The following is a 26444-nucleotide window of genomic DNA, read 5'->3' as shown; positions in this document are numbered from 1 at the left end:
TCAGAAAGGAGACTCAAGGAGCAGGCATCAACCGCCCTCCGCGCCTCCAGGCTGGCGCAAGCCCGGTCACTGCAGCGCCTGAAAGGGCGCCGGCAAACACGCTTTATGGAGTTATGAAGGCGGGGATGATTGGGGACAGGCCGGCAGCTCAGCGAGCCAAGACGCAGGGATACCGATTTTCCATAGGCCCCTCTCACGCAGCATTGAATTTCCTAGCAAATTCGCCGTTCGACACGCGCGAAGATGTCCTTCAACGCGGATCATCCCTGCGCCATGTGCCAGATGTTCCAGCCTTGGCTCTGTTCTCGCAGCGCCACACTCTCGCCCGGGAACAAACCCGTTCTGCTTCGAAAATCACTGGGAATATTCGAGCGAAAACACACGCTTCCAAATTGACCGCCCCAAGTAATTAGAGGCATAAGGCTCGCACCGGAGAGGTGGCCGAGTGGCTGAAGGCAACGCTTTGCTAAAGCGTCATACGGTCTCAAGCTGTATCGAGGGTTCGAATCCCTCCCTCTCCGCCACCCAGCAGAATCAACCAAGGTCTTCTGCGCTCTTTCACCTGAGAGCGATCGAGCCGCCGGCGCGAAAGCCTGGCGCAAGGATGAGCGCGGCGAGCCCGGCTCGATTCGCGTGCCCTTATATATGTGTGCACGCACCTAGATACCGGATCGCCATATCCGCCAATGCGAGGGCGATATCAGCACAGCCTCGTCGGCCCAAACATTGAACCAGACGCCGCCCTTGCGCCGGCATGGAAAGGACCAGGGCAAAATTCCCGTCTTGTGCAGGCGTCCGAGTTCCAGATCGCACTCATCGGGAGCGATCTGAATCGGCAGCCATCGTCCATTCGTGTCTTGATCGCCCATGCCGTCGGGTCTTATGCGGCGGCACAACGCGGAAGCTTGATTCAGCGCAACCAGGCCCACCCGTGCAAATACGGGTCAGACGCGGTTCTCATCTCAGTGCGCGGTGACCCAGGCCCTCGCCTCGCGCTGCGCAACCGAGATCTCGGCATCCGACATCTGCCCGGCGACTTCCTGGCGCAGCGCTACGGCGTCCTTGCGGCCCTTCAGCGCGGCGAGGTTGAACCATTTGTGCGCGGCGACGAGATCGACGATCCCGGAGCGGCCGCTCGCCCAATAGATCCCGCGCTCGAACAGCACGTCCGACAGCGCGCTCGCGTCGACCGGCGTTGCCGTCTCCAGATCGAAAGTACCCTGAAACATCACGCATCCCCTTTGTTCTTATGCCGTCTCGTTCCCCCGAGCGCGGCCCCCGTCCAACTCTGACTTGCATGATCCCTTCTGGGACCGTGCGCTGTTCAACTCATCCCCGATGCCGTTTGCCGGCTTGTTGGAGGCGATGATGGCGGGCAAATTTGAATGGCAGTTTAAGTATCGCGATGAAGCAGACGTAAACGCGAGCGCGCGAGGCCGGCGCGTGGAATTCAAGAAGCCCCTGATTTGCAGGCGCTTCTGCGATTCGTCAGATTCGGTTTACCGTGGAATTTTGGGAGAACGATAACCATTGCGCGCGGAGGCGCGGATCCTTCGGTTACAATTTGTGGGAGCGGCGCTGTCGTGACCGCACCCTCCCCTGTCATTCCCGGCGCACGCGGGGAATCCAGTACGCCGCGGCCCATCGGTTCAACCACTGCCGTCTCGGCGTGGATCGTAGCCGGCCGATGACACCGCACATGAGGAGATGGCGCACAACGCCATTAGCTCCGCGGCCCTCGCCTGCCTCAGGGCAGCGCGACCGCGTCGCGGTCAGATCAGCAATGTGGGGGGAGAAGGAATGCCGGCAATGCCCCGGCTTCAAGAGAACGAGGGCGTCGGCGAACACGTCAGGACCAGATTTCACATTGGCCCGAAGGCCTCTCGTGAAATTGCGGAGCCCCTTGAGGAGAACCGCACCGAACGAAGAAAACTCGTTTCTTCTGCCGGACCGCGAAAGAGAACGGTCCGACCGTTGACCTGATGTCTCGCCGACACCCTCTATCGTCGACCAGAACCTCTAGGAGGCGCTGATGACGTGCCGGCTATCTGGAGCCGGCAACTTCAGAAGCGAAGTTACTTCTTCTTCTTCGCGACCTTGCGGGTCTTCTTCGCAGTCTTCTTCACTGCGCTCTTCGCCTTCTTCGCCTTCTTCGCTTTCTTGGCCATGTTGCCCTCCGATGTGTGAGATGGCTTTAATCGCTGCGTGCACTCGGGGATCGAATGCACTTCATCCCGAATACACCAACACGAAGAAAAAAACAGCTTCTCGCTTAAAGAAGTGTTGACGCAGCAAGGCGCGTGCGCTTGGCGAACGCGACGCAGGCGCTTCGCACGACGTGCACTTGCGATCACGCAGAGTGATCGCATCGCCGATGTTCGCGAACGACGCGATTGCACAAAAACACTATGCAGCAAGTATGTTTTCGCGCGCGCGCATCGCGTGCGATCAATGCGACGATGCGCATCGACAATCGCGCGATCGCCTCGCGAAAGCGTTTCGCGGACTCTGAGTCGCGACTTTTGGCAACGAAAATATTTTCATGCTTAACGGCGCGAGCGCTCGTCGGAGCGAGCGCAAGGCGCCGTTTTGGACGAATCGCGTGGCGGCGATTCGGGCGCCGCATCGCTGTCGATCGGGATGAAGTTTGCCGTTCGAGGATGCGCGCGAGCGTCGCACCGAGAGCCGAAAGCGAGGTGACGAAACGTGTCCGTCACCTCGTTCGAACGCGTGAAGCTAGACGCCGAGCTTGGACTTGAGCAGGTCGTTGACGCTTTGCGGGTTGGCCTTACCGCCGGACGCCTTCATCACCTGGCCGACGAACCAGCCGAGCGACTGCGGCTTGTCCTTGACCTGCGCCGCCTTGTCGGGATTGGCCGCGATGATGTCGTCGACCACCTTCTCGATCGCCGAGAGGTCGGTAACCTGCTTCATGCCGCGGCTTTCCACCAGCGCGCGGGGATCGCCGCCCTCCTGCCAGACGATCTCGAACAGGTCCTTGGCGATCTTGCCGGAGATCGTGCCCTCGCCGATCAGGTCGACGATCGCAGCCAGCTGCTCGGCGTTGACGGGCGAGGCCGTAATATCCCGGCCTTCCTTGTTGAGACGGCCGAACAGCTCGTTGATCACCCAGTTCGCCGCCACCTTGCCGTCGCGCGCGCGGTTGGCGAGCTTGTCGAGCACCGTCTCGTAGAACACCGCGCTCTCGCGCTCGGCAACCAGCACGCTCGCGTCATAGGCCGACAGGCCGAAATCGGCGACGAAGCGCGTCTTCTTCTGGTCCGGCAGTTCGGGGAGCTTCGCCTTCAGCTCGTCGACGAATTCCTGGCTGAACTCCAGCGGCAGCAGGTCGGGATCGGGGAAGTAGCGATAGTCATGCGCCTCTTCCTTCGACCGCATCGAGCGCGTCTCGCCCTTGTTGGGATCGTAGAGCCGGGTCTCCTGGTCGATCTGGCCGCCGTCCTCGAGGATCTCGATCTGGCGCCGCGCCTCGTACTCGATCGCCTGGCCGATGAAGTTGATCGAGTTCATGTTCTTGATCTCGCAGCGGGTGCCGAGCGGCCCGCCGGGCTTGCGCACCGAGACGTTGACGTCGGCGCGCAGAGATCCCTTCTCCATGTCGCCGTCGCAGGTGCCGAGATAGCGCAGGATCGAGCGCAGCTTGGTCACATAGGCCTTGGCCTGCTCGGCATCGCGGATATCCGGCTTGGAGACGATCTCCATCAGCGCCACGCCGGAGCGGTTGAGATCGACATTGGACATGGTCGGCGACCGATCGTGCAGCAACTTGCCGGCGTCCTGCTCCAGATGCAGCCGCTCGATGCCGACAGTGGCTGTCCTGCCGCCCTCGAGCTCGATGATCACCTCGCCCTCGCCGACGACAGGCGACTTGTACTGGCTGATCTGGTAGCCCTGCGGCAGGTCCGGATAGAAATAGTTCTTGCGGTCGAACACCGAACGCAAATTGATCTTCGCATTAAGGCCAAGCCCGGTCCGGACAGCCTGTCTGACACATTCCTCGTTGATGACGGGCAGCATGCCCGGCATCGCGGCATCGACCAGCGAGACGTGGCTGTTCGGCTCGCCGCCGAATGCGGTGGACGCGCCAGAGAACAGCTTTGCGTTCGAGGTCACCTGGGCATGGATCTCCATGCCGATGACCATCTCCCAATCGCCGGTTGAGCCCTTGAGAAGCTTGTGCGTGGCCGTGCTCATGTCTTGCTCCCGAGCAGCGTGGCAGCGATCCGCTCCCACTCCGCTTCCAATGAATCCTTTGCAGCGACCTGGCCGGCCTGGCGATACCAATAGCCGGCATTGCCGAGATCGCCTTCGACGCGGTGCAGATAGGCGTGCACCCAGGCGGCATCGCGGCCGCTATCGTCCTGAACGATCTTGTGCGCGCGGTCCCAGTCGCCCTTCGCCGCCCACCAGAGGCCGGCGAGCGGCGCGTTCAACTCCGGCGCGGGCGCCGCGCCGTCGAGGCTCGCGATGAAATCAGCGACATTCACCACCACCTCGCGGGCGTGAAGCGGCCGGCGGCCTGCTCGATCACCTCGCCGAGCGAGAACAGCGTCTCCTCGTCGAACGGCCGGCCGATCAGTTGCAGGCCGAGCGGTAGGCCCTGCGCGTCCTTGCCGGCGGGCACGGCAATGCCCGGCAGGCCCGCCATGTTCACGGTCACCGTGAAGATGTCGTTGAGATACATCTCGACCGGATCGGCGCCGCCCTTCTCGCCGATACCGAAGGCCGCCGAGGGCGTCGCCGGCGTCAGGATCGCGTCGACGCCTTTGGCGAAGCAATCCTCGAAATCCTTCTTGATCAGCGTGCGCACCTTCTGGGCGCGCAGGTAATAGGCGTCGTAATAGCCGGCCGAAAGCACATAGGTGCCGATCATGACGCGGCGGCGCACCTCTGCGCCAAAGCCTTCGGCGCGGGTGTTCTCGTAGAGCTCGTTGATGCTTTTGCCCTGCTCGCGCAGGCCGTAGCGGACGCCGTCATAGCGCGCGAGGTTGGAGGAGGCCTCCGCCGGCGCCACGATGTAATAGGCCGGCAGCGCGTATTTCGTGTGCGGCAGCGACACCTCGACGAGCTCGGCGCCGGCGCTCCTGAGCCAGTCCGCGCCCGATTGCCAAAGCTTCTCGATCTCCGCCGGCATGCCGTCGAGGCGGTACTCCCGGGGAATACCGATCTTCATACCCTTCACCGACTTGCCGATCGCCGCCTCGTAATCCGGCACGGGGATGTCGACCGACGTCGTGTCCTTCGGGTCATGGCCCGCCATTGAGCGCAGCAGCATCGCGGCATCGCGCACGCTGCGCGCGATCGGACCTGCCTGGTCGAGCGAGGAGGCAAAGGCGACGACGCCCCAGCGCGAGCAGCGGCCATAGGTCGGCTTGATGCCGACGGTCGCGGTGAACGCCGCCGGCTGGCGGATTGAGCCGCCGGTATCGGTTGCGGTGGCGCCCATGCACAGCAGCGCCGCCACGGCCGAGGCCGAGCCGCCGGAGGAGCCGCCCGGCACCAGCGTGGTGTTGCTGCCGTCGCGCCGCCAGGGATTGCCGACGGGCCCGAAGCAGGAGGTCTCGTTCGACGAGCCCATCGCGAACTCGTCATTGTTGAGCTTGCCGAGCATCACCGCGCCGTCGCGCCAGAGCTGCGAAGTGACGGTGGACTCATAAGTCGGCACGAAATTGCCGAGGATTTTTGAGCACGCCGTGGTGCGGACGCCCTTGGTCGCGAATAGGTCCTTGATGCCGAGCGGGATGCCGGCGAGCGGGCCGGCATCGCCCTTCGCGATCCTGGCGTCGGCCTCGCGCGCCATCGCGCGCGCCTGGTCGGGCGTCTCCATCACGAAGGCATTGAGCACGCGCGCGGCCTCGATCGCGGAAAGATGCGCGTCGGTCAGCTCGAGCGACGTGAAAGTTTTTGCTGCGAGACCCTTGCGGGCCTCGGCGAGCGTCAGCGATGTCAAATCGGTCATTTATTGATCGGGCTGCAGAAGAACGGAGACAGGGTCTTGTCGTTGGCCGGGTCGTCTTTTTTGGCGGCGGCTTTCGCGGCAGCCTCGATCTCGTCGAGCACGGCATTGACGGCGACATTGGGATCGGCAGCCTTGCCCTGCCGCTCCATCTTGTCGAGGTAATTCATGTAGGCCTGGTAGGCCTTCTCATCGTCGCAAAGCAGGCACATCGGACCTAACCTGTTTATTCAACGACCTTCGGCACCAGGAAGAAGTGACCTTCGGTCGCCGGCGCGTTGGCAACGATATCGTCGGCGATCTCGCCGTCATTGACCACGTCCTGCCGCTTCTTCATCTGCATCGGGGTCACCGAGGTCATCGGCTCCACGCCCTCGACATTGACCTCCGAGAGCTGCTCGACAAAGGCGAGCATGGCGTTGAGCTCGCCCTGCAGGTGCGGAACCTCGTCCTCGGAAACCGCAATGCGCGCCAGATGCGCAATGCGGCGGACGGTAGCGGCATCGACGGACATTATATAGGGCCTCTCACGGCAAAACCTACGTGCCGTATAGCAGAGGCCGGTTTTGCGCCGCAACCGGCGAAGGCAGGGATGGGCTTTGCTTGAATCGGTGCACGCCCAGAACTCGACTCACCTCTCCCGTAGGGAGAGGTCCGATCGCATCGAAGATGCGAGCCGGGTGAGGGGTTTAGGTCTCACTGAGCGCCGCGGCCCCTCACCCGGATTGCTGCGCAATCCGACCGTTGGGGAGAGGTGAACCACGGCTAGCCGGCCGCCCTGATTTCATGCCCGCTCTAGCCGGCTAGGGCCTTCAGGCGGGCCAAGGCCGATTTGGCCAGATCCCGGGTCAATTCAGCGGCCGGGACCTCGCGACCGAGGGCAATCGCCTGTCCCGCCCACAGATTGGTGAAATCCACCCTGCCGTGCTTTTCGGCAGCGGCCTTCAGCGGCCCCAGTGCGGTCGCGGCGTGGGGAAAAGGAGGCGCATCCGGCGAGATCGGGCCGGCCTCGCGCATCAGGCGGTTCTGCACACCGCGCGCCGGCCGGCCGGTCATGACATTGGTGATGACGGTGGAATCGTCCCGCGCTTCAGCGAGCGCCTTGCGGCCGCCTGCGCTGACCTTGGATTCCGGACAGCGCAAATAAGCGCTGCCGATCTGCACGCCGGATGCACCGAGCGCAAAGGCCGCGGCAATGCCGCGCCCATCGGCGATGCCGCCCGCCGCGATCACCGGCACCTTCACGGCATCGACGACCTGCGGCACCAGCGCGAAGGTGCCGGGTTGCTCGGCGATCTTGTCGGTCAGGAACATGCCGCGATGGCCGCCCGCCTCGGCACCTTGTGCGATCACGGCATCGACGCCGCGTTCTTCCAGCCAGACCGCCTCCTTCACCGTCGTGGCGGACGAGATGACGAGGCAGCCCGCCGCCTTGACGCGCCTCAGCAGCGCTTGCTCCGGCAGGCCGAAATGGAAGCTGACGACCTCCGGCTTCAGCTCCTCGACCACCTCGCAGAACGCCGCATCGAACGGCGCGCGGTTCGCCGCGGCAATCGGCGCTGAGGAATCGAGACCGTGCTCGGTGTAATAGCCCGTCAGCCGCTGCTTCCAGCGCGCCTCGGCCTCGGTCGTGAGCTCGACCGGCGTGTGGCAGAAGAAGTTCATGTTGACCGGCGCCTTCACCCGCTGGCGGATGAGGCCGACCTGCTCGCGCGCCTTCTCCGCCGAGATCATCGCACACGGCAGCGACCCCAGCGCCCCGCCTTGCGCGGCCGCAATCACCAGCTCCGCATCCATCACGCCGGCCATCGGCGCCAGCACGATCGGGAATTCGGTCTTGAAGAGGTCGATCAGTCGACGGTCAGGCCACATGGTATGTCTCTCTCGTTCTTTCTTACCCTCCCCTGGAGGGGGAGGGTCGATCGCGCGAAGCGCGAGCGGGGTGGGGTGACAGTCTCTCCAAGGAGAAACTGTCCCCGTGGAGAGATCACCCCACCCCGCTTCGCATTTCGCTTCGCTACATGCGTAGCGACCCTCCCCCTCCAGGGGAGGGTAAAAAGTTTACGCCGCGGTCACCGAATTCCGCCGCCCAGCAAGCAGCTGCTCCGCCTCCACCACAATCCGCTCGACGATCTCGGCGGCGGGCGGAATATCATGGATCAGCCCGACCGCCTCGCCGGCAAAGACCGCGGCGACCTCGAAATTGCCAGCGGCCTTCGCCGCAGCATAGTCCTTGGCAACCTCGCTTGCGCGCTGCATGAGCTCGATCTCGCGGCCGGTCCAGTTCCGGATATGGTCGTTGACCAGCGAGCGTGCCGTGAACGGTGCCGGCCAGAACAGGCTGCGCGACCAGTCGAAGATGACGCCACGCACCGTGTCGTTGCTTCCGGCATTGCGAATGCGCCGCTTCGCTTCGTCGGCACCGTTGGCCTCCACGCTCGCATAGAAGCGCGTGCCGATCAGCACGCCGGATGCCCCGAGCATCATCATGGCGGCGAGACCCCGGCCATCGGCGATGCCACCGGCCGCGACGACCGGCACGCGCCCAGCCGCGAGATCGACGATCGCCGGGACGATGTCGAGCGTGGTGCGCGATGCGCCATGGCCGCCGGCTTCGGTGCCCTGCGCGATCAGGATCTCCGCGCCGGCATCGAGCGCCTGCTTGGCCATGTCCTCGCTCTGCACCTGGCAGATCAATCGTGCGTCGCCCGCCTTGATGCGCGACGCGAACGGCGCGGGATCGCCGAAGGACAGCATGATGGCCTGCGGGCGAGCGTCGAGCGCGATGTCCAGCAACTCAGGCTGTTTCGAAAGGCTCCAGGTGATGAAGCCGATACCGAACGGCGCAAAACCCTTCAGCTCTGCGGCCTCTGTCTGAAGTCGGGCCCGGTCGCCGTATCCGCCGCCGAGGATGCCGAATCCGCCGGCCTCGCTGACAGCGCGGGTTAGCCGGCCGCCAGCGATCGTGTCCATGGGAGCCGACAGGATCGGATGCCTGATCCCGAGGAGCTCCGTCAGCGGTGTGGTGATCGGCATGGGTCCTCCCACTCTGGACAGGCAGATTAGGCGCGAATAGCATTCTCCAAAATTGAATTCTTGTGAACGCTACCATCTCAAAAGAGAAACGGGCCATGGAACTCAGCGATCTCCAAACCTTCGCCGCCGTCGCCCGCACCGGCGGCACCCGCGCCGCCGAAGAGCTCAACACGGTGCAATCGAACGTCACCCAACGCGTGAAGGCACTGGAAGCCGAGATCGGCACGCCGCTGTTCGAGCGCCACAGCCGCGGCATGACGCTGACCGGCGCCGGCAAGCGCCTCCTCCCCTACGCGCAAAAGATGGCGGCGCTGTCACGCGAAGCCTTGCTCGCCGCGCGCGACGATGGCGAACCGAAAGGACCGCTCGCGATCGGCTCGATGGAGACAACGGCAGCCGTGCGATTGCCGCCGCTGCTGGCAGATTTCCACCGCCGCTTCCCGGCCGTGCGCCTCTCCCTGCGCACCGCCACCACGGCCGACCTCGTCGCCGGCGTGCTCGAAGGCACGCTCGACGGCGCCTTCGTCGCAGGCCCTATCGCACATGCCGATCTCACCGCGACGAGCGCCTTCCGCGAGGAGCTGGTGCTGGTCAGCGCACGACGCTGGGCTTCGCTGGCCGAGCTGCGCGCCGGCACGCCGGAGTCAGGCCCGACCGCGCTGGTTTTCCGCACCGGCTGCACCTACCGTCAGCGGCTGGAGCAGGTGTTCGTCGAGTTCGGCTGGCCGTCGGCCGCACGCTTCGAGCTCGGCACGCTCGACGGCATGATCGGCTGCGTCGCCGCCGACATGGGCGTGACGCTGCTGCCGCGCGCGATCGTCGAGCGCAGCGCGATGCACGGCAGCGTGTCGATTCACACGCTGAGTTCTTCGCATGCACGCGCGGAGACGCTTTTCATCCAGCGCAGTGCCGGACATCAATACAGCGCGCTTCAAGGTTTTGTCGCGTGCTTGAAGAAGGACGAGGACGTGATTGCGGCTTGACGCGACGCGAACGTTCCACGTCACGAAATTCGTCACAAATCTATCGCGTTTGAATCAATCCGCGCCGCGTTCTGCCATCGCAGCGCAGCACTTCGAAAAGCTTTGAAGCGCGCGATCATTCCACGTTAGGATGAGCGACTGGCCAGCGCGAAACCATAACGAAGCCAAAACATCGGGAGGACTATCGATGCGCAATACGCTCGTGTTGTGCTGTGTCGCCGCGTTGTCGGCGATATCAGGAACTGCAAGCGCACAGGACTGGACCAAATCGAAATGGGGGCCGAACGACGAGATCGGTGCCGCCAATTACATGACGCCCGAGCTCGTGGTGAAGGCAGCATCGCTGGTGAAGACCGGCAAGACCTATGCGCTGGGCATTCCCGTTACGCCACAGACGCCGGCGTATCCGCCGCGCGCGTTCAAGCTGACCATCGTGCAGCCCGGACAGGCCGGCAGTTCCGGTCTCGGTCCCAACAAGGCGACCTATAACGACGATATCCTCGACACCTGGGTCGGAATCGGCAGCCAGCTCGACGGGCTCGGCCATCTCGGCGTCGAGCACGTCTATTACAACGGCAACAAGCTCGCCGATTTTGCCGATCCCAACGGACTGAAGAAGCTCGGCATCGAGAAGGTACCGCCGATGGTCACCCGCGGCATCCTGCTCGACATGGCCGCCTATTTCAAAACCGACGTGGTGAAGGAAGGCACCGCCTTCAACGTCAAGGAGATCGAGGAAGCCGCCAAGCAGCAGAACGTTGAGATCCGCCAGGGCGACGTCGTCATCTTCCACACCGGCTGGCTCAGCCTGATCGGCAAGGACGACAAGCGCTATTCGGCCGCCGAGCCCGGGCTCGGTGTCGAAGGCGCGAAGTATTTGACCGGCAAGGGCGTCGTCACCGTTGGTGCCGACACCTGGGGACTCGAAGTGCTGCCGTTCGAATCCAAGAACGTGTTCGAGGTGCACCAGATCCTGCTCGCGATGAACGGGACCTACATCCTCGAGAACATGGACACTGCCGCGCTCGCCAGAGACAAGGGCTACGAATTCCTGTTCGTGCTGGGACAGCCGCGCTGGACCGGCGGCGTGCAGGCGATGATCAACCCGATCGCGATCCGCTGACATCCCACACGGGATCCGTCGCAACAGCCCGGGTGAGGATCTTGCAGTGTCTTGAGTACACCGCTCCCCTCACCCGAATGCCACGCGGGTCCTGCCACTCGAAGAACCTAGGCCTAGATTCGAATGTCCTCATAGGATTCGATCCGCCGCGGGCCGACCGAGGTCGCCTCGTGCGAGTCCGCGTCAGCGAGATTGCCGAAGTCGAGCTTGGTCAATTTCGCGAGGTCCGCGATCGAGACCTGGAACACGCTGACGTCCTCCTCGGACATCCGCTCAAGCAGATCCGCCTCCTGGATGCGGTCGATCTCCATGACCTGCTTTCGCTGGCTCATCAGGAATGCCGCCGCCTTGAGCGCGTCGTCATCCTCGTTGCGCCGGATCAGGATCTTCCAGAAATATTTCGGGATTTGAACGCCGCCGAAGCTCGGATCCTTGTGCGGCCGGCCGGCCGGATTGGGCAGATCCGATCCGTCGGCATCCGGTCCGTCGAACACCGGGCCATTCATGACGATGCCCTTCTCCTCGCCTTCGAGCAGGACATCGCGCGTATAATCTTCCAATCCCGCCCAGAGCTGCTTGCCTTGGTTGAACGAAAAGAACTGCGGCGAGCAGTTGGTGAAATGGAAGGAATCGTCGCCATGCTGCTTGGCCGCGGCGACGGTGTCGCCCCAGGTTGCATCCAGGCGGCGCACGAGATGACCGCGGTCGAACGGATTCTTGCTGCGGTCCGCCTCGAAAGTGGCCTGCTTGCGGTAGAACTCATCGCCGGTCTGGGCATCGTCGTCGATACGCGGATCGCGCAGCCAGGAATCACCTTCACGCTTGCCGACGTCCTGCTGCTTACCGCCGTCGATATTGACACAACTGAAGAAGGCGAGCCTGCGCTCCTTGTTCATGACGACGCTGTAGTTGAAATATTTCAGCTCGGACTGCTTGGAGCTTCCCTTGAGCATCGCGATCCGGGACTTGAGGCCGGCCGGAATCTTCGGCAACGGGACCGAGAACTTGCCGGTGCCCAGAAAATTTGCCTTGTACCCGGGACGCGCTTTCAACGTGCTCTGATCGATATGCACGGCCTCCATGGGCAGGCCGTTCTTCGCACTGATGTGAGGCAAGAGGCCGGCCGGTGGAGTGATCAACGGCTTGCCGCCGTTCGGCGCCTTTCCGTTGCTCTCTGCCGGGCCCGGCACGGGCGCGAGCGGAGCCATCGGAATCTCCTTCCTGAACATCGGCAATGGCACGCGGACCGGAACCACGAGCGAGGTCCCGTCAAGGGATTGCTCGACCCAGGCATTGGCTCCGAAAGCAGGCGGCGCGGCGGCCGACGGCCGGACTTTCGCGACCTCGTCCCGGATCGGCGGTTCCTCCTCGTCGAGCACCGGCCTGATTAGGGGATGAGAACCAACGGCAACCTTGAGATCGGCGATGATCGCGCTGATCCGGATGCCTTCGTTGGCGATCCAATCGATCTGGGATTCGTCCATCGACGGCTTCCACACCCTGCCGTCCTTCGTCAGGGTGCGGCCCTGCGGATCCTTCCGGGGAACGCCACTGTGGTGCAGCGCGACCACTTGCCAGAAGCGGTTGAACGCCGGCGATCCTGACGATCCGGCCGTCGTATCGGTGTTGTACCAGAGGAAGTCGCCGACATATTTGAGCAGCTTGTTCTCGCGGACGCAGACCTGCTTCATCTGCCCGCTGGGATGCTGGATGATGGTGAGGTACTCGCCGGGGTCTGCCTTGCCGGGCGCGCCGCTCAGTGGCAGCCATCCCCAATCCTCGAGCTCCTCGTGGCCTGACAGCGAGGTTGGCGCCACGGCAACGACCGAGAAATCCAGCCTGTCATTGGTGTAGAAGAATTTGCCCGGCTCGAATCCGAACCGCACCGGCACACGCTCCTGTCCCGAAACGTCCAATTCGTAATTGAAATCGGCAATCGAATTGGCTGCGTCGGCCGGCTTGCCGAAGACATGATGGTTCGTCAGCAGCAGGCCGGGACCGATCAGAAAGCCCGAGCCATAGCCGAGCAGATTCGACTTGAGATCCCTGAGCTGAATGCGGCAGACCGAGCGCGAGGCGGCCGTCCCCTTGGCGAGATAGTTGATGCTGTCGAGATCATTGCCCTGGAGGATCCGCTCCAGGCCGATCTCGGCCGCTTGCACGTCCTGCGTCTCGGCCAGGAGCTGGCGCTGGCGCTGGCGTATCTTTTCAGCGGTCAGCTCGATCGGGCCGTCACCCAATTTCCGGTTCAGGGCATCGGGTGAGAACTCGGCCTGCTTGAATCGCCTTTCTGAGCCCGCGATCAGGCTTGGCTTGATGAGCATCATGACCTCTCAAAATATCTGGCGAATACTGGATATGGTCGGCGCCTGAAAATCTGCGCCAAGGTTGCAGCGCGGCCGGGCTGCCGGTCGCTGCCGATCGTTCTGAAAAATCGGGGCACACTCGCCCGCACTACTTTAGACCTATATATTTATCGCTTCGCAACCAGAGCGTCAATCGACGTGCGCTACCGAGGACGCGACATCATGCCATGGTCTGCGACGTCACCCGTGTGAGATTTGCCACAAATGATCGTTGCATTTGTGCGCCACCATTCTCACGCGCTTCTTCCCATCGCCTTCAGGTGCCACCGGCGCAGCGCCACGACGGACCAGATCGCCTCGACCAGGCCGAATGGCCAGGCGCCCTGAAGGAAACCGTAGACCGAGCCGAGCGCGCAGGATGCGGCGAACAGCAGCACGAACCAGCGGCTGCGATCCTCCAGGGCGTAAGTGACCAGCATCGCCGTGACGGCGAACAGCCCGAATAATGTCAGCGCATCCATGTTCCGGGTTCACTCCGCAGCGTGACGCGTGATATGCGCTAACGCCATGCCGGCTCTTATCCTGCCTCTCGTCGATGCTGCAACCCACTGGCCCGCGCGCGGCGCGCTGGTCGGGCTCGATCTCGGCACCAAGACCATCGGCGTTGCCGTGTCCGACCCCGATCGTCGGCTTGCGACCGGCGTCGAGACCATCTCCCGCAAGGCGTTCAAGCAGGACGCCGCCCGCCTGCTCGCGATCGCGGCCGAGCGCAAGGCGGTCGGCTTCGTGCTGGGCCTGCCCATCAACATGGACGGCAGCGAGGGCCCGCGCGCGCAGTCCACTCGCGCCTTCGCGCGCAACCTTGCCGGCCTGACCGCGCTCCCCATCGGCCTCTGGGACGAGCGTCTGTCGACCGCGGCGGTCGAGCGCGAGCTGATCGGCATGGACGTCAGCCGCGCCAAGCGCGCCGAGGTGATCGACGAGCATGCCGCCATCTTCATCCTGCAAGGCGCGCTCGACCGGCTCGCCAATCTTCGACAAGGCTGACAGCAGCGACATGGCCTCGCCGGCGAGAGCAAGAATTTCGAACGTCGCGGCCGTCAGTGCCCTTCTCGTCATCCTTGCGACGCCCTCCGCAACGGCCGCCGACGATCGTGCCGGCGCGGAGCTCAAGGGCGCCTGGTCCGGAACGTTCAATCAATACTCGCACGGCATCAACGGCAGTTTCGCGGTCAAGCTAACGATCGAGGCGATCTCCGGCGACGAATTCACGGGCACCATGGACTGGCCGACCTTCGACAACACCCGGACCAGGGTAAGGGGAATGATCGACGGCCCGCTGATCAAGTGGACCGAGACCGAATACCTCAAAGGCGACAACGCCATCCTCAATGGACTTTACGTCGCGCGTTTCAAGGCGACCAACGAGATCGCCGGCGACTGGATGGACCCAAAACACACCATCACGTCGAAGGGCCCCCGCTTTGGGACGCGCGGGGCTGACTTCATCATGAAAAAGGAATAGGCGCCTGCCATGGTCGTCGTGATCGCGGCGCTGCTGCCGGTCTTCATCCTCATCGTGCTGGGCGTCGTGCTGAAGCGCAGCCTGATGCGGCTCGACACCCAATGGCACGGGCTGGAGCGGCTGACCTATTTCGTGCTGTTCCCGATGCTGCTGATCCAGACGCTGGTGAAGGCGGACTTCTCCAAGGTGCCGGTCGCCGGCGTCGGCGGCGCGCTGCTGCTGTCGGCGCTGGCGATGTCGCTGCTGTGCCTCGCGCTGCGCCCGGCCCTTTCGCGGCTCGGTATCGACGGCCCTGCCTTCACCTCGATCTTCCAGGGCGCGACGCGCTGGCAGACCTTCGTCGGACTGTCGGTGGCCGCCAACATGTTCGGCGACGTCGGGCTGGCACTGGCCTCCGTGGCGATGGTCGCGATCATCCCCCTGGTCAACGTGTTCAGCGTCGCCGTGCTCGCGCATTATGCCGCGCCCGAAAAGCAATCCGGCCGCGCCATCGTCATGACCTTGGTGCGCAATCCCCTGATCTGGGCCTGCGCGATCGGCCTCTTCATCAATGTCACCCACCTGCCGCTGCCGAAGCTCTGGCATGAGGTTGCCGACGCGCTCAGCCGTTCCTCGCTCGCCATCGGCCTGCTCGTCACCGGCGCGGGGCTGCATCTGGAAGGCCTGCTGCGTCCGAGCGCCGCCGCTGCGATCGGCGTCGCTTTCAAGCTGGTGCTGATGCCTGCACTCGCCCTCGCGCTTGCCGTCTGGTTCGGCCTGTCGGGCGAGAGCCTGGCGATCGTTGCGATCTGCTCGGCGGTGCCGACCTCGTCGAGCGCCTATGTCCTCGCCCGCCAGATGGGCGGCGACGCGCCGCTGCTGGCGCAGATCATCACGCTGCAGACGATCTTTGCGGCGATCACGATGCCGACGGCGATCGCGCTGGCGGCTTAGCTCCCCAGCCACATCGTCAGCACCACCGCGGTCAGATTATTCAGCGCGTGCAGCACGATGGTGAGCCACAGTGAGCCGGAGCGATAGCGCATGTAGCCGAACCACAGGCCGATGGTGAAGACCTCGGCGAGGAAGTAGATGTCGTATTGCAGGTGCACGACCGTCCAGATCAGCGACGACAGCAGGATCGCGCCTGGTACCCGCAGGAAGCTCGCCGACCAGCCGCGATAGAGGAAGCCCCGCGCCAGAATCTCCTCCGACATCGGCGCGGCCACGCTGAAGGCAAACAGAAGCGACAGCGCGGCGCCCTTGTCGCGTCCCGATTTCAACAGATCGGTCATGAAGCCCGGCGTCGCCTCGCGGCCGAGCGCGCGCGACATCGTCTCCCAGACCAGCACGATCAGGATGAGGCCGACGGCGCCGAACAGCAGCTGCTTCCAGGACGGCCAATGCAGCGCCAGATAGTCGACAAAGGAGGCCTTCTTGATGCGAATGGCGAGCCAGACCGCGGCCAGCGTCGCCGGCAGGCCCATGATGACCGAGAGCGCGAGCGTCTGCGGCTCATGGCCGATGAGCTGAAGCGAGGCGAGGTCCATGGGAAGGCCACGCTGCGCTGCCAGCAGAACGACGGCGCCGATCTGCCCGACGAACATCGCGACGAAGATGAAGAGGCCCCACAGCGCCGTGCCCCAGAACTTCCAGACACGCGGCACGTGCTCCGCTGGCGTCATGACGAGAGGCGGATGATCGGGATTGAGGGAGTCCATCAGGAGGCTTTCGTTGGGGAGAGTTACGGCAGCGCCCGCTCCAGCAGCGCGCGCACGTCGCCGCTGTCTAGCTCGACCGCGCCATACATGCTGGCATGGTTGGTCGCGAGGCGCGTCGCGGCGAACAGTTCGGCACTGTGCGGTGATACGCCGTTCAGCGCCGCAGCCGCGGCAAGCAGCGCCAGCTTCTCGACCGCAAGCCGCGCGACGCGCTCGCCGTCGGCGCGGCGGAAGGTCTTGCCGATGAACGCGACCGCCTCACCAGCCCCCGGCAGGCCCGTCGTGTCGGCCGCAAGCGATTGCAGCACCGCCATCGCCGGCTCCGGCTCGCGCGAGAGCGCGCGGAGCACGTCGAGGCACATCACGTTGCCCGAACCTTCCCAGATCGCATTGACCGGCGACTCGCGATAGTGGCGCGCCAAAATGCCGTCCTCGACATAGCCGTTGCCGCCGAGGCACTCCATCGCCTCGTAGAGGAACGGCGGCGCACTCTTGCAGGTCCAGTATTTGATCGCGGGCGTCAGCAGCCGCATATAGGCGGCCTCCGCCGCATCGTGGGGCGTTCGGTCGAAGGCGCGGCAGAGCCGCATCACCAGCGCCGTGCTCGCCTCCACATGCAGCGCCATGTCCGACAGCACGGCCTGCATCAGCGGCTGATCGGCAAGATGCTTCTGGAACACGCTGCGGTGACGGGCGTGATGCAGCGCATGGGCGAGGCCCGAGCGCATCAGGCCGACGGACGCGATCGCGCAATCCTGCCGCGTCAGCTGCACCATCTGGATGATGGTACGGATGCCCTTACCCTCCTCCCCGACCCTTTCGGCGTAGGCGCCGACGAACTCGACCTCGGACGAGGCATTGGAGCGGTTGCCGAGCTTGTCCTTCAGCCGCTGGAACTGGATCGCGTTGACCGATCCATCCGGCGCGAAGCGCGGCATGAAGAAACAGGTCAGCCCGCCATCCGCCTGCGCCAGCACCAGGAACGCATCGCACATCGGCGCCGACATGAACCACTTATGGCCGGTGATGCGATAGCCGTCTCGCTCGCGCACCGCGCGCGTCATGTTGGCGCGCACGTCGGTGCCGCCCTGCTTCTCGGTCATGCCCATGCCGAGCGTCATGCCGCGCTTCTGCCACCACGGCGCAAAGCTGGGATCGTAGCTCCTGGTCGACAGCACCGGCATCACGCGCGCGAGCAAGTCGGGCTGCATCGCCAGCGCACCAACGGAGGCGCGCGTCATCGTGATGGGGCAGAGGTGGCCGGTCTCGACTTGCGAGGCGATATAGAATTTCGCGGCACGAATGACTTCGGCGGCACCGCCGGCAGGTTTTCCATCCGCCGTCCACGTCGAATTGTGCACGCCCGCATGCGCACTATGCGCCATCAGCTCGTGATAGGCAGGATGAAACTCGACCTGGTCGCGCCGGTTACCTTTGGCATCGAAGGTGCGCAGCTTCGGCGTGTTCTCGTTCGCCACGCGCCCGCGTTCGGCCATCGCCGCCGAGCCCCAGTGCTTGCCAAACGCTGACAGCTCGCGTTCCGCCGCCACGCCGCCATTGGCCTTGACCGCCTCGACCAGCGGCCGATCCACGGCAAACAGGTCGACGTCCTCGAACGGCGGCGACTGGTTGAAGACCTCGTGGGTCGCAAAGCTCGGCTGGGTCATGGTGCTTCCATCGAATTTATCTCGGCGCGGGCAGTGCCACCTCTCCCGACGGGAGAGGTCGCGCCGAAGGCGCGGGTGAGGGGTTACGCTCTATCGAGGGACCTGACCCCCTCACCGGGCGCTTCGCGCCGACCTCTCCCCTTGGGCCCCTGCTCGCGGCTGCATCTGCTTCAATCGAACTCTACCTCGTTCGCGGCTGGATCGGGAAATCATAGGCCGCCCCGCCCGCCCCCGGCAGGGAAAAATGCCACCACTCCTTCGAATAGTTCACAAAGCCTTGCCTGGCCATCGCAGCCACCAGCCGCTTGCGCCGGGCGCGCTGCTCCGGATTGATCGAGGGTGCAGCGGTATGCCCCTTCGCGTCGGTACAGTCGTAGCTGGTGCCCATGTCGACGCTGCCCTCCGGCGCCCGCGCCTCGACCGGCGCCGTGCAATCGGCATAGCTCTTCGACGGATCATATTTGGCGGAATTGTCGACTTTGAGATCGACCAGGGTGAGATCGAGCGCTGCACCCGTTGAATGCTGCGAGCGGCTCGCAATATACCCGAGGCGGAACAGCTCGGTCTTCGGGATCTTCGGGTTGTAGCGCCGCTCGGCGGCCGTCTCGTGGCCGTTCTGCGACCACCTCACCATATCGAGCGAGGCCCGCGCCGGCCGGTAGCAGTCGAACATTTTCAGCGACAGGTTCTGTGCGGCGAGCTCCTGCTGAACCGCCTTCAGCCGCAGCCCCACCTCGCGCTTGACCACGCATTCGCCGGCGCCGTAGCCGGCGAGCGGACGGCCGACGAAATTGTTCGATGTGGCGTAGCGGATGTCCTGGATGATGCCGGGGTCGATGTCGCGCAGATAGACGAAGCCGCCGGGGAGCGATTGGGCGTGGGCTGGTGAGATTGAGCCGATTGCGAGAAATGAAATCAAAACTGGTCTAGCGAAGCGCATTCATTTCCCCCTTGTCATTCCGGGGCGGCTCGAAGAGCCGCACCCCGGTGCGCCCTTGCGCACCTGAGAATCTCGAGATTCCGGGTCTGGCGCTTGCGCGCCATCCCGGAATGACCGGGTGGGCGACAGATCAGGGGATAACTCGCCTCCCGCGGTTTGCCCCTTGCTCCCCCCGCCATCCCCCCCTATAGCTCTGCTTTTAATGACATCGAAATCGACCTTCGTCCTCGGCCACCGGCATTTGCTGGGCATCGAGGGCCTTTCCGCGGCCGACATCAGCGGCCTCCTCGACCTGTCCGAAGAATATGTCGAGCTCAACCGCCAGGTTGACAAGAAGCGCACCGTCCTGCGGGGACGGACGCAGGTGAACCTCTTCTTCGAGGCCTCCACCCGGACCCAGTCCTCGTTCGAGCTCGCGGGAAAGCGGCTCGGCGCCGACGTCATGAACATGTCGGTCTCCTCGTCCTCGATCCGCAAGGGCGAGACGCTGATCGACACCGCCGTGACGCTGAATGCGATGCACCCTGATATCCTGGTGGTGCGCCATCACGCCTCCGGCGCGGTGGAACTTCTGGCGCGCAAGGTTGACGGTTCCGTGATCAATGCCGGCGACGGCGCGCATGAGCACCCGACGCAAGCGCTGCTGGATGCGCTCACCATCCGCCGCAACAAGGGGCGGATCGAGGGCCTCGTGGTCGCGATCTGCGGCGACGTGCTGCATTCGCGCGTCGCCCGCTCCAACATCATCCTGCTCAATACCATGGGCGCCCGCGTCCGCGTCGTCGGCCCCTCCACGCTGCTGCCACCGGGCATCGAGCGGATGGGCGTCGAGGTCGCACGCGACATGCGCGAGGGTCTCGAAGGCGCCGACATCGTCATGATGCTGCGGCTGCAGCGCGAGCGCATGAACGGCTCGTTCGTGCCCTCGTCATCGGAATACTTCCACTATTTCGGGCTCGACCAGAAGAAGCTCGCCTACGCCAAGCCGGATGCCCTCGTGATGCATCCCGGCCCCATGAACCGCGGCGTGGAGATCGACTCGATCGTGGCCGACGGCGCCCAGTCCCTGATCCGTGAACAGGTCGAGATGGGCGTCGCCGTGCGCATGGCCGTGCTGGAAGCGCTCGCCCGCAACCTGCCGAACGCGTGATGCCGATGTTGATCGACCGCCGCCCCATCCTGCTCGCCAACGCCCGCGTCGTCGATCCCGGCAGGGATTTCGACGGCATCGGCGACGTCCTGATCGCCGACGGCACCATCCGCGAGACCCGCCGCGGCATCGGCGCGGCCGGCGTCCCCGAGGGCACCGACATCGTCAACTGCTCCGGCAAGATCGTGGCGCCGGGCCTGATCGACATGCGCGCCTTCGTCGGCGAGCCCGGCCTCAGCCATCGCGAGACCTTTGCCTCGGCGAGCCAGGCCGCCGCGACCGGCGGCATCACCACCATCATCTGCCAGCCCGATACTTCTCCGGTGATCGATAACTCGGCGACGGTCGATTTCGTGATGCGCCGCGCCCGCGACACCGCGATCGTCAACATCCAGCCGATGGCGGCGCTGACCAAGGGCATGCATGGCGAGGAGATGACCGAGTTCGGCCTCTTGAAGGCGGCCGGCGCGGTCGCCTTCAGCGACGGCGACAAGAGCGTGACCAACGCCCTGGTGATGCGCCGCGCACTCACCTACGCCCGCGACTTCGATGCGCTGATCGTGCATCACACCGAGGACCCCAACCTGGTCGGCGAAGGCGTGATGAACGAAGGCGAGTTCGCGACCCGGCTCGGCCTGATGGGAATCCCGAACGCCGCCGAAGCCGTGATGCTGGAGCGCGATCTGCGCCTCGTTGCGCTCACCGGCGGCCGCTATCACGCGGCTTCGCTGACCTGCATCGACTCCCTCGACATCCTCAAGCGGGCCCGCGACGCCGGGCTCGCCGTCAGCGCCTCGGTCTCGATCAACCATCTGGCGCTGAACGAGAACGACATCGGCCCCTACCGTTCCTTCCTGAAGCTGTCTCCGCCGCTACGCACCGAGGACGACCGCCGCGCGGTGGTGGCGGCGCTCGCCTCCGGCCTGCTCGACGTCATCATGTCCGATCACAATCCGCAGGACGTCGAGGTCAAGCGCCTGCCGTTCGCGGAAGCCGCACCCGGCGCCGTCGGGCTCGAGACCATGCTGCCGGCGGGCCTGCGGCTGGTGCATAATGGCGAGATGGAACTGAAGACGCTGATCCGCGCGATGTCGACCCGCCCGGCCGAGCTGCTTGGGCTGCCGGGCGGAACCCTGCGCAGCGGTGCGCCCGCGGATGTCATCGTGATCGATCCCGATACGCCCTGGGTGGTCGATCCCGCCGACCTCAAATCGCCCTGCAAGAACACCCCGTTCGACGAGGCCCGCTTTACAGGCCGCGTGGTGCGCACCATTGTCGGCGGACGGACGGTCTACGAGCATGTCTAGAGTGCGGGATCATGCGTGGCGTCTCGGTTCGACATGGCGATGCCGCCATTGGAGGTTCGGCCATGGGGCTTGAAGCGTTCCTGCCGGTGGCCTTCGTCATCGGCTACCTCCTCGGCTCGATCCCGTTCGGGCTGATCCTGACCAGGCTCGCGGGCACGCAGGATATCCGCTCGATCGGCTCCGGCAGCATCGGCGCCACCAATGTGCTGCGGACCGGACGCAAGAGCCTTGCCGCGGGCACCCTGCTGTTCGACGCCCTCAAGGGCACCGTGGCCGTCGTGATCGCCGGCTACATCGCAGGCCCCAATGCCGCCATGGTGGCCGGGCTCGGCGCTTTTCTCGGCCATCTCTTCCCGGTCTGGCTGAAATTCAAAGGCGGCAAGGGCGTGGCGGTCTATATCGGCATCCTGCTCGGGCTGTTCTGGCCGGGCGCGGTCGTGTTCTGCCTGCTTTGGCTGGCCACCGCCTTCACCACCCGCTATTCCTCGCTCTCGGCGCTGGTGGCGGCATTCATCACGCCGATGTTCCTGTGGTGGTTCGGTCACCTCGCATTGTCCGCACTGGCAGCAGTGCTGACGCTGCTCCTGTTCTACGCGCATCGCGAGAACATCAAGCGCCTGCAAGCCGGCAAGGAAAGCCGGATCGGCGAGAAGGCCTAGAGCGTTTTCGAGCGAAGTGGATGCCGGTTCGCGTCAAGAAAACGCGTCAAACAAGAATCTGAGGCCGGAAAAAAGTACAGATACCGCCGCACCCTTTCCGCATTATATGCCAAATCCTGTTCGCAACTTCGCTGCGAGTCACGGCAGGCTGTAGCGAATGGGTTCCGAGCCTGTCATCCTGACACAGGAAACGGCGTTACGCGGTTGCTCAGAATGAGCGAGAGATGATCGGCGCGCATGACGGAGATGGTTCGCTAGGTGCTTCCGGCACCGCGGCAAGCCGGCTGCTCTCGGCGACCAACATCTGGTCTGATGCGCCAGCGCCTGCCCCTGTTTCAGGGCCAGCGCCGCAGCCTGAGCCCGTCGCGCAAGCCGCCGCTCGGCTCGATATCGTGGTCACCAAGGCTGCACCGGTCGCGCCCGCGCAGGCGCGTTCCGACCAATGGCCGCCGCGAAGACTTTCGCTGGCGCTGCAGGGCGGCGGCACCTTTGCCGCCTTCACCTGGGGCGTGCTGGAGCGGCTGCTGGAAGAGCCTGATATCGCGATCGACACCGTCAGCGGCGCCAGCGCCGGCGCCATCAATGCGCTGCTGCTCGCTTGCGGCCTGGCCGAAGGCGGCCGCGAAGGCGCGCGCTCCCGGCTGAACCGGTTCTGGGTCCGGCTGATGCACGAGGCCTCGTTCCGCTCGCTGATGCTGATCGGCGGCTTTTCGCCGGCGGGAAGCTCGGTCGCGTTCGGCCCGACGCTGCGCTCCGGCCAGTTCGATCCGTTCGATCTCGACCCGTTGCGGCAGGCGCTGTCGCGCGACATCGATTTTGCCGCCCTGCGCGACCCAAGGTGCCCAAAGCTGCTGATCGCCGCGACGCGGATTCGCGACGGGCAGCAGCAGGTCTTCCGCAACGACGTCATTACCGCCGACGTTGCGCTGGCCTCGACCTGCCCGCCCCTGGTTCACTGCGCCGTCGAGATCGACGGCGAAGCCTATTGGGACGGCGGCTTTGGCGGCAATCCGCCGCTGTTGCGGCTGGCGCAGGAAACGACGACCTCCGATGTCCTGCTCGTCCAGGTCACGCCGACGCGCGACAGCTACGTGCCGATCACGCTCGCCGCGATCGATCGCCGTCTCGACCAGATCGCAGCCAACGCCGCCCTCAACGCCGAGATCGCGGCGATCGAATGGGCGCAGGCCCATGCAGCGCCGTCGCTGCGGCTCTCCAGGATTGCGGCAGAAGACTCCGTCGACGGGCTGGCGCAGCGCTCGTCCACCGATCTCGGCCGCGGCTTCATTCGCGCGCTGCACCGGAGCGGTCGCGAGGCGGCCGAGCGCTGGCTTCGGCAAGGTACTGCTGTCAGTGCAGCCCCGCCTGCATCCGATCAGCGCATCGCTCCAGCTGAACCCGCGCTGGCTTAGGGCGTCGAAGTGAGGCTGCCGGTGGTTCACCTCTCCCCGACGGGGAGAGGTCGGATTGCGTCTGGCGATGCGAAGCATCGTCCAGTGCAATCCGGGTGAGGGGCCGCAGCATTCAGTGAGACCATAACCCCTCACCCGGATCGCATCTTTGATGCGATCCGACCTCTCCCTACGGGAGAGGTGTCCCCGCCCACGGACGCGCATCGATCCAACCGCGACTCATCCCGCGCTAGCCTGATTTCGCCAGCGCCTCCTCCAGGAACCACGCAGCCGCAAGTGCGAGCGGATCGTTGCCAAAGCGCGCGATCACCTGCACGCCGATCGGCAGGCCATTGACCTTCAGCACCGGCACGTTGACGCAAGGATTGCCCATCAGCGTCCAGAGCCGGTTGTAGCGGGGATCGCCGGTGGTCGCGAGCTCCTTGGCCGGCGCCGTGCCCGGCGCCGAATAGGTCAAGAGCACGTCGACGCCTTCGAAGACTTCACCGAGCTCGCGGCGGCCGCGACGGCTGATGCGGCGCGCCTCGTCATATTCCCTGGGCGTCAGCCCAACCGTCGCATCGAGACTGGCACGCAGCATCGGCGCGATCTCGTCGTGACGCTCGGAAAACTCCCAGGCGAGCGCGCGATGCGCCTCAAAATCCTGGATGATTGGGTGGATGCGCCAGGCCTCCTGCACCGCCTCGGGCAGATCGATGGTCTGCACGCTGGCACCGGCGCGCTCCGCCGCCTTGATCGCGGCTTGCAGCCCCTCTTCGGCCGCCGGCTCCACGGCGCCCGCGAACTCCTGTCTGACCACGCCGATCCGCGGCGATTTCGCCGCGACGATGCCCGAGAATTCGCTGCGGCCGGTCATCGCCAATAGCCCGCAAGCGAGATCCTCCGCGCGCGCGCCGAACAGGCCGACCGTGTCGAGCGCCCACGAATAGCACTTCACGCCGACCGTCGGCAGCATCCGGAACGACGGCTTGATCGCGGCCGTCCCGCAATAGGCGGCGGGCCGGATCACTGAGCCGCCGGTCTGGGTGCCCAGCGCCAGCGGGATCATGCCGGCGCCGACGGCCGCCGCCGAGCCCGAGGACGAGCCGCCGGGCGAATGACCTATATTGTGGGGATTGCGCGTCGGCGTCGGATCGCGCGAGGCGAACGCGGTCGTGGTGGTCTTGCCGATGACGGTGGCCCCTGCCCGCTTCAGCATCATCACGACCGGCGCATCCGAGCGCGGCTGCCAGCCGCGATAGATCTCCGAGCCCATCTCGGTCGGCAGATTGGCGGTGTCGATGATGTCCTTGATGCCGACCGCGATGCCGCGCAGCGGGCCGGAGGCTTGCACCTTCGCCGATTTGTCATGACGGACGAAGGCGCGGACATCCTTCTCCTTGGCCTCGATTGCCGCATGCGATTGCGCGATGGCGGCCTCGGGCGAAAGCTCCCCCGCTTCGATGCGGCGCTGGAGGTCGGCAAGTGAGATCATGGCAAAATCCTTCTTATTGCCATCGCTTTTAGCATCGCGACGAAGCCGCGCAAGCGCACGTCCCTGTTGCGCAACGCCCTCAGGTTGTTCCATGCTGTCTCTGCAAGGAGACACCGTGGACGCCATCAATCCGAGCGTGGAGCTGACCGAGGCTGAGCGGATCGACCGCTTGCGGCTGATCCGCTCCGACAATGTCGGGCCGCGCACTTTTCGCTCGCTGGTCGATCATTTCGGCACCGCGCGCGCCGCGCTGGAGCGGCTGCCGGATCTGGCACGCCGCGGCGGCGCGCAGCGATCAGGACGCATCTGCAGCGCGGACGAGGCGAAGGCCGAGTTGGCCGCAAGCCGCAAGTTCGGCATCGCCTGGCTCGCACCCGGCGAGGACGGCTATCCGGCGCGGCTGGCGATGATCGATGACGCGCCACCGCTGCTCGCCGTACGCGGCGACACCAAGAGCTTGATGCGGCCGATGATCGCGATCGTCGGCTCGCGCAATGCCTCCGGCGCCGGCTTGAAGTTCGCCGGCCAGCTCGCGCGCCAGCTCGGCGAAGCCGGCTTTGTCGTCATCTCCGGCCTCGCCCGCGGCGTTGATCAGGCCGCGCATCGCGCGAGCGTCGAGAGCGGCACGATTGCCGTGCTCGCCGGCGGGCATGACTGCATCTATCCGCCCGAGCATGGTGATCTCCTCACATCGATCCTGGATCACGATGGCGCTGCGATCTCCGAGATGCCGCTCGGCCACGAGCCACGCGCCCGCGACTTTCCGCGCCGTAACCGGCTGATCTCGGGCGCATCGCTCGGCGTCGTCGTGGTGGAAGCGGCGCACCGCTCGGGCTCGCTGATCACGGCGCGCATGGCGGCCGAACAGGGGCGCGAGGTGTTCGCGGTGCCGGGCTCGCCGCTCGATCCGCGCGCCGCCGGCACCAACGATCTGATCAAGCAGGGCGCAACGCTCGTCACGGAAGCTGCCGACATCATCAATGCGGTTCAGCCGATCATGGAGCGGCCGCTGATACACCCCGTGGGCGAACCCGACAGCGAGCCGTTCGAGAACGATCCGCAAGGCCACGACCGCGACCAGATCACCGGCCTGCTCGGCCCCGCCCCCATCTCCATCGACGATCTCGTGCGGATGTCCGGCGCCTCGCCCGCGATCGTGCGCACCGTGCTGCTGGAGCTCGAGCT

General features: G+C 65.0%; 24 protein-coding genes and 1 tRNA gene. 11 read left to right on the top strand and 14 right to left on the bottom strand.

The window, feature by feature from the left end; translation table 11 throughout:
• The first annotated feature begins 431 nt into the window (after positions 1 to 431).
• A tRNA-Ser gene (locus tag CVM73_RS14210) sits at positions 432 to 524 on the top strand.
• 438 nt (positions 525 to 962) lie between these two features.
• Here CVM73_RS14210 and CVM73_RS14200 read toward each other — a convergent pair.
• The 8 genes from CVM73_RS14200 to CVM73_RS14155 all read right to left on the bottom strand — a co-directional run bounded on the left by CVM73_RS14200 (position 963) and on the right by CVM73_RS14155 (position 9013).
• Positions 963 to 1229 carry a hypothetical protein gene (locus CVM73_RS14200; protein WP_027573651.1) on the bottom strand — a complete coding sequence of 89 codons (267 nt, stop codon included), beginning with the start codon at positions 1227 to 1229 and terminating at the stop codon, positions 963 to 965.
• A gap of 1507 nt (positions 1230 to 2736) precedes the next feature.
• On the bottom strand, positions 2737 to 4215 hold the full coding sequence (gene gatB / locus CVM73_RS14185; RefSeq protein WP_100232601.1) for an Asp-tRNA(Asn)/Glu-tRNA(Gln) amidotransferase subunit GatB: 1479 nt from the start codon (positions 4213 to 4215) through the stop codon (positions 2737 to 2739).
• Positions 4212 to 4514: a hypothetical protein gene (locus CVM73_RS14180; protein ID WP_100232600.1), complete on the bottom strand. Its 303-nt coding sequence runs from the start codon at positions 4512 to 4514 to the stop codon at positions 4212 to 4214. Before CVM73_RS14180 ends, gatB begins: the two co-directional genes overlap by 4 nt.
• Positions 4505 to 5980 (bottom strand): Asp-tRNA(Asn)/Glu-tRNA(Gln) amidotransferase subunit GatA, encoded by a 1476-nt coding sequence (gene gatA, locus CVM73_RS14175; protein WP_100232599.1) that lies wholly within the window; start codon positions 5978 to 5980, stop codon positions 4505 to 4507. The genes CVM73_RS14180 and gatA overlap by 10 nt, the downstream gene beginning before the upstream one ends.
• Complete coding sequence (locus tag CVM73_RS14170; RefSeq protein WP_027547180.1) at positions 5977 to 6189, bottom strand: hypothetical protein; 213 nt, start codon at positions 6187 to 6189, stop codon at positions 5977 to 5979. The genes gatA and CVM73_RS14170 overlap by 4 nt, the downstream gene beginning before the upstream one ends.
• A gap of 14 nt (positions 6190 to 6203) precedes the next feature.
• The gene (gene gatC / locus CVM73_RS14165; protein ID WP_008548395.1) at positions 6204 to 6491 is read right to left on the bottom strand and encodes an Asp-tRNA(Asn)/Glu-tRNA(Gln) amidotransferase subunit GatC; all 288 of its coding nucleotides are present in this window, start codon (positions 6489 to 6491) and stop codon (positions 6204 to 6206) included.
• Positions 6492 to 6772: 281 nt separating this feature from the next.
• The gene (locus tag CVM73_RS14160; RefSeq protein ID WP_100232598.1) at positions 6773 to 7849 is read right to left on the bottom strand and encodes an NAD(P)H-dependent flavin oxidoreductase; all 1077 of its coding nucleotides are present in this window, start codon (positions 7847 to 7849) and stop codon (positions 6773 to 6775) included.
• 189 nt (positions 7850 to 8038) lie between these two features.
• Positions 8039 to 9013, bottom strand: a complete 975-nt coding sequence (locus tag CVM73_RS14155; protein WP_100232597.1) for an NAD(P)H-dependent flavin oxidoreductase — start codon at positions 9011 to 9013, stop codon at positions 8039 to 8041.
• A gap of 95 nt (positions 9014 to 9108) precedes the next feature.
• On the opposite strand from CVM73_RS14155, the gene CVM73_RS14150 reads away from it, so the two are divergent.
• A complete protein-coding gene (locus CVM73_RS14150) occupies positions 9109 to 9996 on the top strand; it encodes a LysR family transcriptional regulator (RefSeq protein ID WP_100232596.1) in 888 nt (295 codons plus the stop codon).
• A gap of 187 nt (positions 9997 to 10183) precedes the next feature.
• Complete coding sequence (locus CVM73_RS14145; protein WP_100232595.1) at positions 10184 to 11119, top strand: cyclase family protein; 936 nt, start codon at positions 10184 to 10186, stop codon at positions 11117 to 11119.
• 113 nt (positions 11120 to 11232) lie between these two features.
• Here the strand turns inward: CVM73_RS14145 and CVM73_RS14140 are convergent, their stop codons facing one another.
• Both CVM73_RS14140 and CVM73_RS14135 read right to left on the bottom strand, forming a co-directional pair.
• Entirely contained in the window at positions 11233 to 13446 is a 2214-nt protein-coding gene (locus CVM73_RS14140; RefSeq protein ID WP_100232594.1) for a DNA/RNA non-specific endonuclease, read from the bottom strand.
• Between the two features lie 272 nt (positions 13447 to 13718).
• Positions 13719 to 13946, bottom strand: coding sequence for a hypothetical protein (locus CVM73_RS14135; RefSeq protein WP_100232593.1), 228 nt, complete (start codon positions 13944 to 13946; stop codon positions 13719 to 13721).
• 46 nt (positions 13947 to 13992) lie between these two features.
• Between CVM73_RS14135 and ruvX the strand changes: the two genes are divergently transcribed.
• Genes ruvX through CVM73_RS14120 form a run of 3 tightly spaced genes read left to right on the top strand, consistent with a single transcriptional unit; the run spans position 13993 to position 15883 of the window.
• Complete coding sequence (gene ruvX, locus CVM73_RS14130; RefSeq protein WP_167406828.1) at positions 13993 to 14472, top strand: Holliday junction resolvase RuvX; 480 nt, start codon at positions 13993 to 13995, stop codon at positions 14470 to 14472.
• The gene (locus CVM73_RS14125; RefSeq protein WP_158237570.1) at positions 14411 to 14950 is read left to right on the top strand and encodes a hypothetical protein; all 540 of its coding nucleotides are present in this window, start codon (positions 14411 to 14413) and stop codon (positions 14948 to 14950) included. The genes ruvX and CVM73_RS14125 overlap by 62 nt, the downstream gene beginning before the upstream one ends.
• 9 nt (positions 14951 to 14959) lie before the next feature.
• The gene (locus CVM73_RS14120; RefSeq protein ID WP_100232590.1) at positions 14960 to 15883 is read left to right on the top strand and encodes an AEC family transporter; all 924 of its coding nucleotides are present in this window, start codon (positions 14960 to 14962) and stop codon (positions 15881 to 15883) included.
• On the opposite strand, the gene CVM73_RS14115 is transcribed toward CVM73_RS14120, so the two are convergent.
• The 3 genes from CVM73_RS14115 to CVM73_RS14105 all read right to left on the bottom strand — a co-directional run bounded on the left by CVM73_RS14115 (position 15880) and on the right by CVM73_RS14105 (position 19257).
• A complete protein-coding gene (locus CVM73_RS14115; RefSeq protein WP_100232589.1) occupies positions 15880 to 16650 on the bottom strand; it encodes a CPBP family intramembrane glutamic endopeptidase in 771 nt (256 codons plus the stop codon). The genes CVM73_RS14120 and CVM73_RS14115 overlap by 4 nt on opposite strands.
• Before the next feature lie 23 nt (positions 16651 to 16673).
• A complete protein-coding gene (locus CVM73_RS14110; protein WP_100232588.1) occupies positions 16674 to 18317 on the bottom strand; it encodes an acyl-CoA dehydrogenase family protein in 1644 nt (547 codons plus the stop codon).
• Positions 18318 to 18498: 181 nt separating this feature from the next.
• Positions 18499 to 19257: a M15 family metallopeptidase gene (locus CVM73_RS14105; RefSeq protein ID WP_100232587.1), complete on the bottom strand. Its 759-nt coding sequence runs from the start codon at positions 19255 to 19257 to the stop codon at positions 18499 to 18501.
• 202 nt (positions 19258 to 19459) lie between these two features.
• Here CVM73_RS14105 and CVM73_RS14100 point away from each other — a divergent pair, with 202 nt between their 5' ends.
• From CVM73_RS14100 to CVM73_RS14085, 4 genes are all read left to right on the top strand, one after another.
• A complete protein-coding gene (locus tag CVM73_RS14100) occupies positions 19460 to 20407 on the top strand; it encodes an aspartate carbamoyltransferase catalytic subunit (protein WP_008548449.1) in 948 nt (315 codons plus the stop codon).
• A complete protein-coding gene (locus CVM73_RS14095) occupies positions 20407 to 21714 on the top strand; it encodes a dihydroorotase (protein ID WP_245452297.1) in 1308 nt (435 codons plus the stop codon). The genes CVM73_RS14100 and CVM73_RS14095 overlap by 1 nt, the downstream gene beginning before the upstream one ends.
• A 62-nt stretch (positions 21715 to 21776) precedes the next feature.
• Positions 21777 to 22373 (top strand): glycerol-3-phosphate 1-O-acyltransferase PlsY, encoded by a 597-nt coding sequence (gene plsY / locus CVM73_RS14090; RefSeq protein ID WP_100232586.1) that lies wholly within the window; start codon positions 21777 to 21779, stop codon positions 22371 to 22373.
• A 224-nt stretch (positions 22374 to 22597) separates the two neighbouring features.
• Positions 22598 to 23785: a patatin-like phospholipase family protein gene (locus CVM73_RS14085; RefSeq protein ID WP_100232585.1), complete on the top strand. Its 1188-nt coding sequence runs from the start codon at positions 22598 to 22600 to the stop codon at positions 23783 to 23785.
• A gap of 229 nt (positions 23786 to 24014) precedes the next feature.
• On the opposite strand, the gene CVM73_RS14080 is transcribed toward CVM73_RS14085, so the two are convergent.
• Entirely contained in the window at positions 24015 to 25259 is a 1245-nt protein-coding gene (locus CVM73_RS14080; RefSeq protein ID WP_100232753.1) for an amidase, read from the bottom strand.
• A 91-nt stretch (positions 25260 to 25350) separates the two neighbouring features.
• On the opposite strand from CVM73_RS14080, the gene dprA reads away from it, so the two are divergent.
• On the top strand, positions 25351 to 26444 hold a 1094-nt coding region (dprA, locus tag CVM73_RS14075; RefSeq protein WP_100232584.1), incomplete at its 3' end, for a DNA-processing protein DprA.

Origin of the sequence: Bradyrhizobium forestalis (genome assembly GCF_002795245.1) — a bacterium.
GTDB lineage: Bacteria > Pseudomonadota > Alphaproteobacteria > Rhizobiales > Xanthobacteraceae > Bradyrhizobium > Bradyrhizobium forestalis.
This window is presented reverse-complemented; position numbering and strand designations above follow the sequence as displayed.

What these genes read in the sequence shown, in the direction of transcription:
- CVM73_RS14200 (WP_027573651.1), bottom strand. Translation starts at nt 1,229, where the DNA reads ATGTTTCAGGGTACTTTCGATCTGGAGACGGCAACGCCGGTCGACGCG.
- gatB (WP_100232601.1), bottom strand. Translation starts at nt 4,215, where the DNA reads ATGAGCACGGCCACGCACAAGCTTCTCAAGGGCTCAACCGGCGATTGG.
- gatA (WP_100232599.1), bottom strand. Translation starts at nt 5,980, where the DNA reads ATGACCGATTTGACATCGCTGACGCTCGCCGAGGCCCGCAAGGGTCTC.
- CVM73_RS14170 (WP_027547180.1), bottom strand. Translation starts at nt 6,189, where the DNA reads ATGTGCCTGCTTTGCGACGATGAGAAGGCCTACCAGGCCTACATGAAT.
- gatC (WP_008548395.1), bottom strand. Translation starts at nt 6,491, where the DNA reads ATGTCCGTCGATGCCGCTACCGTCCGCCGCATTGCGCATCTGGCGCGC.
- CVM73_RS14160 (WP_100232598.1), bottom strand. Translation starts at nt 7,849, where the DNA reads ATGTGGCCTGACCGTCGACTGATCGACCTCTTCAAGACCGAATTCCCG.
- CVM73_RS14155 (WP_100232597.1), bottom strand. Translation starts at nt 9,013, where the DNA reads ATGCCGATCACCACACCGCTGACGGAGCTCCTCGGGATCAGGCATCCG.
- CVM73_RS14150 (WP_100232596.1), top strand. Translation starts at nt 9,109, where the DNA reads ATGGAACTCAGCGATCTCCAAACCTTCGCCGCCGTCGCCCGCACCGGC.
- CVM73_RS14145 (WP_100232595.1), top strand. Translation starts at nt 10,184, where the DNA reads ATGCGCAATACGCTCGTGTTGTGCTGTGTCGCCGCGTTGTCGGCGATA.
- CVM73_RS14140 (WP_100232594.1), bottom strand. Translation starts at nt 13,446, where the DNA reads ATGATGCTCATCAAGCCAAGCCTGATCGCGGGCTCAGAAAGGCGATTC.
- CVM73_RS14135 (WP_100232593.1), bottom strand. Translation starts at nt 13,946, where the DNA reads ATGGATGCGCTGACATTATTCGGGCTGTTCGCCGTCACGGCGATGCTG.
- ruvX (WP_167406828.1), top strand. Translation starts at nt 13,993, where the DNA reads ATGCCGGCTCTTATCCTGCCTCTCGTCGATGCTGCAACCCACTGGCCC.
- CVM73_RS14125 (WP_158237570.1), top strand. Translation starts at nt 14,411, where the DNA reads ATGCCGCCATCTTCATCCTGCAAGGCGCGCTCGACCGGCTCGCCAATC.
- CVM73_RS14120 (WP_100232590.1), top strand. Translation starts at nt 14,960, where the DNA reads ATGGTCGTCGTGATCGCGGCGCTGCTGCCGGTCTTCATCCTCATCGTG.
- CVM73_RS14115 (WP_100232589.1), bottom strand. Translation starts at nt 16,650, where the DNA reads ATGGACTCCCTCAATCCCGATCATCCGCCTCTCGTCATGACGCCAGCG.
- CVM73_RS14110 (WP_100232588.1), bottom strand. Translation starts at nt 18,317, where the DNA reads ATGACCCAGCCGAGCTTTGCGACCCACGAGGTCTTCAACCAGTCGCCG.
- CVM73_RS14105 (WP_100232587.1), bottom strand. Translation starts at nt 19,257, where the DNA reads ATGCGCTTCGCTAGACCAGTTTTGATTTCATTTCTCGCAATCGGCTCA.
- CVM73_RS14100 (WP_008548449.1), top strand. Translation starts at nt 19,460, where the DNA reads ATGACATCGAAATCGACCTTCGTCCTCGGCCACCGGCATTTGCTGGGC.
- CVM73_RS14095 (WP_245452297.1), top strand. Translation starts at nt 20,407, where the DNA reads ATGCCGATGTTGATCGACCGCCGCCCCATCCTGCTCGCCAACGCCCGC.
- plsY (WP_100232586.1), top strand. Translation starts at nt 21,777, where the DNA reads ATGGGGCTTGAAGCGTTCCTGCCGGTGGCCTTCGTCATCGGCTACCTC.
- CVM73_RS14085 (WP_100232585.1), top strand. Translation starts at nt 22,598, where the DNA reads ATGATCGGCGCGCATGACGGAGATGGTTCGCTAGGTGCTTCCGGCACC.
- CVM73_RS14080 (WP_100232753.1), bottom strand. Translation starts at nt 25,259, where the DNA reads ATGATCTCACTTGCCGACCTCCAGCGCCGCATCGAAGCGGGGGAGCTT.